The following is a 12,460-nucleotide window of genomic DNA, read 5'->3' as shown; positions in this document are numbered from 1 at the left end:
GAACCTTCCTTCTCACGTTCACTTTAATGGCCTCATTATATCAGGCTGACCTCGCCTCACTCCAGAGAAAATAGGCATGTGGCTTCCTTATCCCCTCTCTTCATGCAAAAAAAGCCTCTACATCTGCTGCAATCAGCAAATATAGAGGCGTAAGGCCTGCTTCATTCTTTTTTTAGATCAAATCTGATTTCTGCAAAAGTCGCTCGATAATCACAGCTACCTCTGCACGGGTGATACTTGCTTTTGGAGCTAACTCTGTGCTGCTTCTACCGGAGACAATACCTGCTTGCAGGCTGTCTGCAATGGCATCTTTCGCCCAATCTGATGCTTGCACAGCATCTGTAAAGCTGCTCGTCTGAGCTGCTGCCGCTTGCGTTGCCAGCTTGTCTTTCAGACCGGTAATTTTCATAGCCTTGGCAATGATGTTCATCGCCTGTTCGCGCGTGATCTTGTCTGTCGGACGGAAGGTACCGTCTTCGAAACCGTTGATCAGGTTGTAAGAGACAGCGGTTTGCACCGCACTGCTATACCAAGCCGAATCCTGTACATCCGTGAACGCAGTTCCGCCGTTCTCCAGTTTCAAGCCCAAGCCTCTAACCACAATCGCCGCAAACTCAGCGCGGGTAATGTCTTGTCCCGGGTTGAACAAGCCGTTACCGACACCGTCAATAACCATCCGGGAGCCCATGTTGTTCACTGCATTTTTAGACCAATGATTCGCAACATCTTTGAACTCTTTCGGATGCCATACAATAGAATAAGTGCTGTTGGTCAGACTGTTCACCTTGGCAAAATACCTACCATTAATCTCAACAATTTTGGTTGGCACATGACGGACAGTACCATCCGGATCGACAACGATTCCGGTAGTGATTTTGTTAGGGTCTACACCATCTGGGATGGCAATCGTACGTTCTACATAGGCGTTGAACTTGGAGATTTCGATCGTTTTGTCGCCATGAATAGCTACAACCTTAAATTCAAGCGGGGGTGCAACTAAAGTAAACTGCCCTTTCGCCGCTGAATTCTCCACAATTTTTAACGTTTCTGGCGTAGATTTATCGACTTCAATTTGAACCTTAATATCCTGGAGAGATACCGCTGATCCGAATTGACTCGAGATGGAGTTGATATTAATTTGCTGTGCTGGCAGTGTGTACGTCGCTTGCCCAGTTTTAAGCTCCAGCACCGCCTGTTTTTGTTCCATGTCCTTGATCATTTGACCTGTCAATTGACCAATGGCCACATCCGTATTTGTGACCACAGGGATCGTAATCACAACCCCTTGTCGCTCACCAGCCAATTTCTCTTCCAGCTTGGGCTGATCAACTGAAATTGTGGTAACCGTCTGGTTGTTCACTTGCGTGGTTTCAGCCGTACCAATCTTCTCAACCTTACCGTTAACAATAATATCCACACCTGTGCTGCCCGGATTAGGGGTGCTCGGAGTGCTTGGTGTGCCCGGGGTTGGTGTTGGTGTTGGCGTTGGTGTAGGAGTTGGATTGTCTCCCCCGCCAGTCGCAGGTGCGCTTGGCGTTACGGTGTTAGAGCTTGCCGAAGCTACGCTGCTACCCTCGCTGTTGACCGCTTTTACTGTGAAGCTGTACGTTGTTCCGTTGCTCAGACCTGTAATTGTGATCGGGCTGGCAGTTCCAGTGCCAACGATTTTACCCGCTGCATCCAGAACGTCATACCTCGTAATCTCACTTCCCCCATTGTCGACTGGAGAATTAAAGAACACTGTTACTTGACCGTCCCCTGCGCTTGCAGTTACATTCGTTGGTGCTCCCGGTGCACCTTTCGGCGTTGCACTAAGTTCATTGGATAATGAGCCTTCTCCATCCAGAAGACTGGACCGTACTGCAAAATAATAAGTTGCGCCATTAATCAGACCTTTTACATCATAGCTGTATACGGAGCTGCTGACAGTCGCCGCCTCAGTTCCGAAATTGCCTGAAACGAGACTATAGTAGATTTTATAACCGTTAGCGCCTTTTACAGGCGTCCATATGAGGTTAACCTCCGCATTGCCTGCAATCGCGGATTGCAGCACCGGTGGACCCTCTACGATTGGCGTGGAATCAGTAATTGTAACCGCCAATACTTGTGGCGAGCCTGCGCTGAATTGGAATGCCAAGTTGGTTGTACCGACTGGCTGAATGGCCAGGTACTCTTTTTTAATCGAAACTGTGCTGCCACTCAAAGTGTAATCCGTACCTTCAGTCAGTACGTTGTCACCGTTCTTAATGCCTGTGAACGTGTTGCCGTTCAGCGTCAAGGTGACCGTTATATCGCCTTGCGCTGAAGTCTTCTTATCAAAGTTCGCGCTTGTCGGGCCGATGCCACTATTGTTTGGTGTGCTGTCGGTGACGGTAATCGTTAGTGTCTGCGTTGCACCTGCACTAAACTCAAAGGTTAACGTTGTCGTGCCTACCGCTTGCCCAGCTAAGTACGATTTCTTAATCGCTACTGTGTTGCCTGTAACTGTGTAATCCGTTCCAGCCACTAGTGTTGCTGTTCCGTTCTTAATACTGGACAACGTGTTGCCATCCAACGTCAGAATGGTTGTTACATCCGCTTGCGCTGAAACTTTTTTATCAAAGTTCCCGGTCGTCGGTGTGATCACGCTGTTCTTCGGCGTGCTGTCGCTCACTGTAATGGCCAGCGTCTGCGGGTTTCCTCCGCTGAACGTGAACTCCAGACTCGTTACTCCCACTGGCTGAAGCGCCAGGTATGATTTCTTGATCGCTACTGTCGCTCCTGTAACTGTATAATCCGTTCCAGCTACCAGTGTTGCTGTTCCGTTCTTAATGCTGGACAACGTGTTGCCATCCAACGTCAGAACTGTTGTTACATCTCCTTGCGCTGAAACTTTTTTATCAAAGCTTCCGGTTGTCGGTGTAATTACGCTGTTCTTCGGCGTGCTGTCGCTCACGGTGATGACCAGTGTTTGCGGGTTTCCTGCGCTAAACTCGAAGGTTAGCGTTGTCGTACCTACCGCTTGCCCAGCTAAGTACGATTTCTTAATCGCTACCGTGGTGCCTGTAACCGTGTAATCCGTTCCAGCCACCAGTGTTACTGCACCGTCCTTAATGCTAGACAACGTGTTACCGTCCAACGTCAGTACGGTTGTTACATCCGCTTGCGCTGAAGTCTTCTTATCGAAGCTTCCGGTTGTCGGTGTAATTACGCTGTTCTTCGGCGTGCTGTCGCTCACGGTGATGACCAGTGTTTGCGGGTTTCCTGCGCTGAACGTGAACTCCAGGCTCGTTACTCCTACTGGCTGAAGCGCCAGGTACGATTTCTTGATCGTCACTATGGTTCCATTCACATCGTAATCCGTTCCAGCCACCAATGTTGCCGCGCCGTTCTTAATGCTGGACAGCGTGTTGCCATCCAACGTCAGAACTGTTGTTACGTCCGCTTGCGCTGAAGTCTTCTTATCGAAGCTTCCGGTTGTCGGCGTAATCACGCTGTTCTTCGGCGTGCTGTCGCTCACTGTAATTGTCAGGGTCTGTGGGTTACCTCCGCTAAACGTAAATTCCAGGTTAGTTACTCCCACTGGCTGAAGCGCCAAGTACGATTTCTTAATCGCTACTGTGGTACCTGTAACCGTGTAATCCGTTCCAGCTACCAGCGTTGCTGTTCCGTTCTTGATGCTGGACAACGTGTTTCCATCCAACGCCAGAACAGTTGTTACATCCGCTTGCGCTGAAGTCTTCTTATCGAAGCTTCCGGTTGTCGGCGTAATTACGCTGTTCTTCGGTGTGCTGTCGCTCACTGTGATAGTCAGCGTCTGCGGGTTTCCTGCGCTGAACTCAAAGGTTAGCGTTGTCGTGCCTACCGCTTGCCCAGCTAAGTACGATTTCTGAATTGCTACCGTGTTGCCTGTAACTGTGTAATCCGTTCCAGCCACCAATGTTGCTGCGCCGTTCTTAATACTGGACAACGTGTTGCCATCCAACGTCAGAACAGTTGTTACATCTGCTTGTGCTGATGCTTTCTTATCGAAGCTTCCGGTTGTCGGCGTAATCACGCTGTTCTTCGGCGTGCTGTCGTTCACTGTGATTGCCAGTGTCTGCGGGTTTCCTGCGCTAAACGTGAACTCCAGGTTCGTTACCCCTACCGCTTGCGCCGCCAGATACGATTTCTTGATCGCTACTGTGGTTCCATTCACATCGTAATCTGTTCCAGCCACCAATGTTGCCGCGCCATTCTTAATGCTGGACAGCGTGTTGCCATCCAACGTCAGAACTGTCGTTACATCCGCTTGCGCTGAAGTCTTCTTATCGAAGCTTCCAGTTGTCGGTGTAATCACGCTGTTCTTCGGCGTGCTGTCGCTCACTGTGATAGTCAGCGTCTGTGGGTTTCCTGCGCTAAACTCGAAGGTTAGCGTTGTCGTGCCTACCGCTTGTCCAGCTAAGTACAATTTCTTAATCGCTACCGTGGTGCCTGTTACCGTGTAATCCGTGCCTGCCACCAGTGTTGCTGCACCGTTCTTAATACTGGATAACGTGTTGCCATCCAACGTCAGAACTGTCGTCACATCCGCTTGCGCGGAAACTTTCTTATCAAAGCTTCCGGTTGTCGGCGTAATCACGCTGTTCTTCGGCGTGCTATCGCTCACCGTGATTGCCAGTGTCTGCGGGTTCCCTGCGCTGAATGTAAACTCCAAGCTGGTTATCCCTACTGGCTGATTTGCCAAATATGATTTTTTAATCGTCACAGTGTTGCCTGTAACCGTATAGTCCGTTCCATCCACTAATGCTGCTGCGCCGTTCTTGATGCTAGTCAACGTGTTACCATTCAACGTCAGCGCAGTTGTTACATCCGCTTGTACCGCAACGTTCTTATCAAAGCTGGCAGTGTCCGGGCTGATTGTTGATGATACAGGTGAGGTCGTGGTCATCACGAGCTGTGAATTACCTGAGATGATCACCTGACCATTCACAGACATCAAAGAATACGCTTGTGCATCTGTTAAATCAACGTTGGCATTCTGCCAAGTCGTACCCTGATCATTGGAATAATAGACTACCGGTGTATAGGTACCGGAAACTGCACCAAGTGCATAGATATTATTCCCTTTTGCCCCCAATACCGGTGTCAAACCGAATAATGAATCATTCCCTATTACCGTTGGCGCAGACCAGGTGGCCAGATCCGTGCTGGTACGAGAGAACATTTTATATGAGGGATCATAGCCTAACAGAATATATTTAGTGCCATCATAGAGAATATCACTGATTGCATCCGTCTGGTTCGGATAGCCACTGGAGCGATTGGCCCAGTTGATGCCGTCCGGGGATGTCCAAATGCTCAATCCATTCACATTAGCGGAGTTATCGTAGGAGTAACCCAGCGCAATAAATTGTTGATTGGTAAAGGTCACAGAGAACAACGCCTGAATGTTCTGATTTGGCAGAACAGGATCACTCCATGTGACACCGTCTGCTGACGTTTTAAGAGAAGGACTAGAATACCCCTTCGTGCCTACCGCTACGAACTTGCCATTTCCAAAAGCGATATCTGAAAAAAGAGTAGAGTCCGTAACACTCGTCTGTACTGTCCAGGCGGAACCGTTCGCAGAAGTTGCAACAGTGGTTTTATCCTGGTTCCAGTCGCCTACAGCAACGTATTTACCATTACCGTAAGCTACGGCATTAAAACTGTTAGCTCTTGCCGACACGCTTGCCGGGTTCCAGGAAGTCAGATCATTAGAGGTCCATATGCCCCCGTCGCTTCCTTGTTTACCCACTGCGATATACTTCGAGCCGTCATGAATGATTTCATTATAGGTTCCGCCCCACTTGTAGCTCCAATCGGAGCCATTGGAAGAAACCATAAGTCCTTCGTTACCAAGACGGAAATACTTCCCGTTAAGGAAGGCTGAGCTTTGTGTCACGAAAAAATTGCTATAGGGCTGCATAGTCCAAGAGGTACCGTTTGTAGACGTGTAAACCGCCCCATATCCATAAGGGGCCTGAAAGCCAAACAAATAGTATTTACTGCCATCGTAGAATCCATTGAACATTTGATTATTTACTTGTGAGGAGTTTTGTTTAAACGGAGCACCCGCCAGTGTAAATGTAGACAAATCTGTAGACGTCCACACATAGGCCCAAGGGTCAGAGATGTAATACCGGTCTTTCATCCAAACCAGCATATTGGTACCGATAGAGGGGTTGCCCTCTGGATTCAGCGGACGTGCTGACGTCCATGTCGTACCATTCGTTGTAGAATAAATGAATCCTGAAGTATCACCAACTGCAAGGCGTGTACCATTATTGCCCACGGTGATTTGTGTTAGCGCTGTCGTAGCATTCAAACCAGTTGGCACAACTGCGGTCCATGTGATCCCATCAGCGGACTTCAGCAGCTTGCCTTCCGTTAGTGCATAAAATGCAGAGACTCCATTATGATCCAGATACTTCACATTCGTGATTGTTTTGGTCACACCTGAAGTCTGTTGTGTCCAGTTCGTACCATCCGTTGAGGTCAGTATCACACCATCATTTCCGGTAACAACGAATTTACCACTTCCGTAAGCTGCTCCATAAAAGACAAAAGAGCTGGGATTGCCCACGCCGGTGTAATTAACATCCGCCTGCGTTTTTACGTTACTCCAATTTTCGGCGTCCGTCGATTTGATAATTGCACCATAGTAGCCAACTGCAATATACAGATTATTGCCGTAAGCAATATTGGTCATCGCGGAACTAGGTAAATCTGATTTGCTCTTGGTAATAAAGGTGTCTGGCGCAGCACCTGCTGCGAATGAACCGGAGGGATGAATGCTGAAAAGAATGAATATGCTGAATAACAACAGGCCTATTTTCGCCAACCTTGATGCCGTGAAGCCTTCTCCCATAAGGTAACCCCCAATATTTTTTTCAATAAAATATAATTAGTAAAGAAGCCGTTTACTCCTTCCTCTCTTGAATGAAAATCAAAACAAACTAGACTTTGTTAAATCAATCCTATATTTCGACAAAAAAACTGGAATTCCTTCACGAATTCGACCTATAAACGCGAATATTTATGATTATTTTCATAGCAAAAGCAAGTTGACCTAATCAAAAGCAAATAACCCGTAAGAAGGTCACTTTTGTTCAAAGCGATCACTCCTTACAGGTTACTGTTCCAAATAGGCTTATCCCGTTCGATTCTTGACTCCCTCTAGTGTGTATGGGTACCATAGGATTAATATTGCTTATATATGGATTAAGCTTTTTAGATAACAGCAGCTGGAGCAAAAAACAATGGAATCCTATAAGATTTTGCGAATTCATAACCAGCTTAGACATAGGAGAGTGAGAATTTGAGTAGTTTGCAGCATTCATTCCAAGAGGTCTTTACCATTATGGAGGCTTCATTTCCCATCTCAGAATTCAGAACGCGTGAAGCACAGGAGGCGCTACTGAATCATCCACGTTACCGCCTCATTACAGACAAGAACGACGAGGGGAACGTTATAGCCTTTATGGCTGTGTGGGAATTTCCCGAATTCCGCTTTGTGGAGCATATTGCCGTCGATCCGGCTGCTCGGGGCAAAGGTGCAGGGGACAAGCTCATGCGCGCCTACATCGCAGAGTCGGAAACACCAGTTCTGCTGGAGGTAGAACCACCTGCAGATGAATGGTCCCGTAGAAGAATCGGTTTTTATGAACGTTTGGGCTTTTGTCTAAATACGTATGACTATATGCAGCCACCACTCCGAGAGGGTCAGGATGACCTACCTTTGAAGATTATGAGTCATGGCCGTCCTATAGATGAAGATGAATTTAATCACTTCAAGGACACCGTGTATAAACATGTATATAAGGTCCTGCCAATTGTGTAATATGCGTCAAAGAAGCCAAAAAAAGCCGGCAAGTCCTCGTGTAAACGAAGGCTCCCGGCTTTTTGTTTTATAAAACGTATGGTCAGTACTTTACAGGCTCAAATGGAGAATCGGGAACGGTTTACCGGAAGGATCCAGCTCTGAACGTCCCTGCTGCACAAATCCGAATTTAATGTAAAAGGCACAGGCACCGGGATTCTGCTCATTAACGTCTACCTCAAGCTTGTCACCCTTCAGGCTGATCGCCTGATTTAACAATCCCTTGCCAATCCCCTGACCATGAACCTTAGGGTCCACGAACAGCATCTCCACCTTGGCTCCATCCAGACCGATAAAGCCTGTCGGTTGCCCCGCCTCGTCTACTGCCATCCACACTTCCACGCTAGTTAACGCTTCATCACGCACCATCCCATGGAAGAACTGAATGTCCTCCTCTGTCAAAAAATGGTGTGTGGCGCGGACGGCCTGCAGCCAAATTTCCACCAGTTGTTCATGTGCTTGTGCTTCATAAGGAATAATCTTCATCGTCAATTGATCCTGCTTTCAAAGTAGTAAATTTATAATAAAAAATGAGTTCGTTATTATTTCAATAGCGTTACCGACTGCTGTTGCGGGTTCCATTTCACATCTATCCCAAACAGTGCAGGCACGCTACTTAATGGAATCAACAGACGGTCATTCACATTCCGGGAGGGAAGTATGGTAACAGTCGTACCATTAACTACAGCCCTATCAGACAATGGTTTATGAGTTACCGAGCGGTTCCCGATCGCTATAGTCAGCTCACCCGTTCCGGCGTTACGATTCATAGTCCCTCCGCTCAGAGTCACCAATTCTTTTAACGGAACGTAGACCCGGGATTGTTCAACAACAAACGGTTCTTGCAATTTCGTGGAAACCCCGCCCACGATGAATGTTCCGGGAACAATGCTTTTCCCCACAGCGTATCCATGATTGACCGCAATGCTCTCCATATCGGCAGAAGTTGAAATAATAACAACCGTCGTATTCTTGGAGATCCGTGGATACAACCAGCGAATATCTTCATTATGCATGCGGATGCATCCGGCGCTTACGTATTTTCCGATAGATGATTCGTTATTATTGCCATGAATCGCATAAGTAGTGCCTTTCGTCCCGTTCACTTCCAGCCCTAGCCAGCGATCACCCAGCGGATTTGAAGGATCTCCTCCAGGAATCTTATCTTTATAATAGGGTCTGTTCTGGATTTTGACAACAATCTTGAAGCTGCCTTCCGGGGTTAAAGCTTTGGTCTTGCCTGTAGCTACCGGGAAAGTCTTCTCCAGCTTCCCACCGCTGAAATACGCCAGCTTGTTGGTTTTCTTGTTCACAATCAGCAGATCCGAGCTGGCAGATGCTTCCGCCACGCCCCCTATGCAGGCTGTGAACAGCAGCCCGAGCACAAGCATAAGCCCAAGGGTCCGCTGCAAGGAAAGCCGCAACCGGCCTTCCGTCAAACAAAAATTCATGTACGCACCTCCGACAAGTCTTTGAGTGTTCCCTGGTGAAACACTTTTATTTACATACGAAAATCAGCCGCAATTGTTGCACCCCTACCTGTACCTATTTCGTTATCCCTGTCCACGACTTGGATCTACTGTTTCTTTCTCGAACCAAATACGATAACATGACCACCCAGCACTCCATCACCATGCCACTGGTAAATAATAGGACTACAGAATAATCCAAATTCCTGCAAGTCATAATAAAAGCGCATTATAAACCGAAACCGCCAAGGAGGCTACCCATTTGAATTCAAATCTTTCCAGCCAAATCAACCAATGTGAGCAAATTATTCAGCAACTTGTGAACCAAACGCAACAAGCGAGCCAAAACTATCAGCAGTTGCTTCAGCAGGAGCAACAAAATGCAGTGAGACTCGAAGAAATTGCCCAGCGTGAACATAAAGCTGCACAAATGATTCAAAGTACACTGCAAGGCCATCAAACAGCCATCCAGCAAATGCAACAGATCTCCCAGATCTGTAGACAGCTCGAGAACAGTGCACAGACTAGCAATTACAACACTTCAATGCCAAACTTCAATCCAGCCTTCAACCCGTCCTACAATCCGTCGTTTAACCAGCAGCAACCTATGCATTCAGCACAGCATTCCCCGATGCATTCAAGCAGCAGCATGGGGAACAACTCAGGTTATTCGAGTCTTCCCGGGTACAACGCAGGTTCCGGCATGAACCATTCCATGCAGAGTAATTCCATGCAGAACCATTCCATGCAGAACAACAACAGAAGCTATCAATAAACAGCATACGTTGTAAAAAAGGGCGAACGGGTCTCCGTCCGCCTTTTTTCAGCTGCTGACCAAACGATCTTTATCTCGCCTTCTACTATACAACCAGTCGACCTCTCTTCTCGGCCAGACTAATCGTTGCCTCCACGCCCGAGTTGAACTCCAGAAAGTCACTCTCTACACCGTCACTGAAGATTACTCCGTTCTCTGGCATCTGCGAAGTAATGCGTAGCGACTCCTCCTCGGCAATTTGTCCAAAGACCAGCTCAGCAGAAGTAGCTCTGCTGGGAAAAGGCTCTCTTACTGTGAAGTACAGCTTGGCATGATCCCAGGGCAGCCGGACCTCCGGCAGCTTCTGAGTTCCTGAGGCTGAAGTTACTCTACTGCTATCCGTTTCTTCCGACCAAGGCATTCCCTTCAGCTGTGCGGCCTTCTTCGTTATACCGGCAGCTCCGGCCAGTACGCTTTTGAGCCAGCCAGTCGAGCCAAGTCCAGTCGAAACGATGATTCCGCTGGAAGATTGCTGCTCTGTTCTTCCGTTAACCTGCAATTGGTAACGGGCGGACACGTGTGTATTCCGGCCAATGAACAGATCGTTGACGCCATAGAGACTTTGCCCATCGTTAAGCTGCACCTTGGCTAGGGTTATCTCTGTCAGTTGGCGCTTACCACGAAATACGTCGGGAATGATCAATCTCAGATCTTTGACCGTAAAAGGCAGGAGCACCCCGTCCCAGCGGCCCGGGTCGGGATTGACCCCGATCAGTGGCTGGCCGTTCAAATATTTAAGAATATTGGCGACTAGTCCATCCTGCCCGACGGCCACCACTGTATCCGCTTCGCCAAAGATAAAATTCGGGACATGCTGGCGATCCAGCACCTGCACCCGCCCCAGTGCACCAAGCTCCATTACAGCTTGTTCTACGGCTGCCCGATAATTGAAATCTTCTGACACATAGTCGCTGAAGTCTGCCCCCAGCCGCTCGATATAGAACTGGGCTTGCTGAATCGTATTATAGCGGACGACCAATTCCTCCAGTCGGGTCTTGCGCTTAACCAGAACAATCTTGTTCTCCGCTCTGGCTCCACTCATCGGCCGCCCGCCCCTCTGCCCGCCGCCGCAGCGACGCGATCAGGCTTCGCGATCAGTCCTTGCAGCAAATCAGGCGTAATATTAAGCTGCCCGATCTTGGCAGCGTTGCCGGCCAGATCCTGGAACGCGACGGCGATCAGCTTCTCCGGATTCATGCCGACCTGGGTCAAGGCCTGCAGCACATTCGGCGCCACATTTTGCAGCGAGTTCATGATGGCCGACAGTTCGTAGGCACGAGCGTCTGCTTCTGCTTTTTTATTCGCGATGGCCAGTTCAATCAGTTCCTGCTTCTTCTCTTCCAGTGCTGTATCAAAGCTAAGTTGTTCTTCCTTCATCTGATTTTGTTTCTGCTTCACCGCACGTTCAGCATCCAGCTGCGTCTCCCGGATCTGCTTCTTCTTCGTTTCTACAGCGATCTCGGTGCTTAGCTCATTCTCCTTAACCCGTCGCTCCTGGTCAATCGAGGCATTGCGCCGCTCGTATAGCGCATTGTCGGCGTCACGCAGAATTTCTTCTCTGGCCTGCGCTTCCAGCGCCCGCAGTGTCTCCTTGTTCGGTACGATGGCCAGAATCGACAACCCCATCAGCTCAATACCTAACTTCTCAATCTCTTCATTTCTGGCGATTTCCTGTGTAATGCTGCGGGCCATAAGTTCACTCGACTGGATCGCTTCCTTAAGCGGAAGCTGCTCCATCTGCTTCTTCGTCAAGACCTTGGCGATGTTGATGACCCGCTGGGCTAGTTTGCCGGGGTCGTCAGAGAGGTACGTATTTTTTTTCAGATTATAGGTGTAGTTGAGTATCTGTGTAGTCTTGCTGTAGTCCACGATCCGGTAGGTTAGCTGTCCCTGAACCGTTACGGTCTGGTAATCATGCGTAATTTCCTCGAACATGAATGGAACATCTATCGACGATACCGGCACTACAATAACTGAGGTAGTTGGAGCGTAATAGTGAAAAGAAAGGCCGATTCCTTCTCGGACGACTTTGCCGTTCTTCACCTTCAACACATATTCACTGGGTTGGAATTTCACAAATTTGAATCCGAACATAGACAAAACCTCCTGTTATAAATATTTTGTTATTAATTATTTGTTATTAACATTATATTATCACGCGCTTTTGTTATTATCAATATGTTATTAACATTTTTACGTTGTTCATGTTCACTGTTTTTGCACAAAATCAATTGTCCGCTTTAGGTTTGTCCATTGAGTCATGAAGCACATTCCTTTATGATGATTTTTATCGAG

At 48.1% G+C, this 12,460-nt stretch carries 7 protein-coding genes; 2 read left to right on the top strand and 5 right to left on the bottom strand.

Annotated elements, in window-relative coordinates:
• Positions 1-172: 172 nt before the first annotated feature.
• Entirely contained in the window at positions 173-6,871 is a 6,699-nt protein-coding gene (locus AC3Y23_RS19880) for a X2-like carbohydrate binding domain-containing protein (RefSeq protein ID WP_379202174.1), read from the bottom strand.
• A gap of 492 nt (positions 6,872-7,363) precedes the next feature.
• On the opposite strand from AC3Y23_RS19880, the gene AC3Y23_RS19875 reads away from it, so the two are divergent.
• Positions 7,364-7,843 (top strand): GNAT family N-acetyltransferase, encoded by a 480-nt coding sequence (locus AC3Y23_RS19875; RefSeq protein WP_379202427.1) that lies wholly within the window; start codon positions 7,364-7,366, stop codon positions 7,841-7,843.
• A 90-nt stretch (positions 7,844-7,933) separates the two neighbouring features.
• Here the strand turns inward: AC3Y23_RS19875 and AC3Y23_RS19870 are convergent, their stop codons facing one another.
• Together AC3Y23_RS19870 and AC3Y23_RS19865 are read right to left on the bottom strand one after the other, a co-directional pair.
• The gene (locus AC3Y23_RS19870; protein WP_379202172.1) at positions 7,934-8,374 is read right to left on the bottom strand and encodes an acetyltransferase; all 441 of its coding nucleotides are present in this window, start codon (positions 8,372-8,374) and stop codon (positions 7,934-7,936) included.
• A 50-nt stretch (positions 8,375-8,424) separates the two neighbouring features.
• Positions 8,425-9,333: a L,D-transpeptidase family protein gene (locus tag AC3Y23_RS19865; protein WP_379202170.1), complete on the bottom strand. Its 909-nt coding sequence runs from the start codon at positions 9,331-9,333 to the stop codon at positions 8,425-8,427.
• Between the two features lie 280 nt (positions 9,334-9,613).
• Here AC3Y23_RS19865 and AC3Y23_RS19860 point away from each other — a divergent pair, with 280 nt between their 5' ends.
• Positions 9,614-10,126, top strand: a complete 513-nt coding sequence (locus AC3Y23_RS19860; protein ID WP_379202168.1) for a hypothetical protein — start codon at positions 9,614-9,616, stop codon at positions 10,124-10,126.
• Positions 10,127-10,211: 85 nt separating this feature from the next.
• Here AC3Y23_RS19860 and AC3Y23_RS19855 read toward each other — a convergent pair whose 3' ends face one another.
• Entirely contained in the window at positions 10,212-11,207 is a 996-nt protein-coding gene (locus AC3Y23_RS19855) for a diacylglycerol kinase catalytic domain-containing protein (RefSeq protein ID WP_379202166.1), read from the bottom strand.
• The gene (locus tag AC3Y23_RS19850) at positions 11,204-12,259 is read right to left on the bottom strand and encodes an SPFH domain-containing protein (protein ID WP_379202163.1); all 1,056 of its coding nucleotides are present in this window, start codon (positions 12,257-12,259) and stop codon (positions 11,204-11,206) included. Before AC3Y23_RS19850 ends, AC3Y23_RS19855 begins: the two co-directional genes overlap by 4 nt.
• Positions 12,260-12,460 lie beyond the last annotated feature (201 nt).

It is taken from the genome of Paenibacillus sp. MAHUQ-45 (assembly GCF_058133325.1).
The sequence above is the reverse complement of the archived record's forward strand: the minus strand, read 5'-3'. Positions and strand labels throughout refer to the sequence as shown.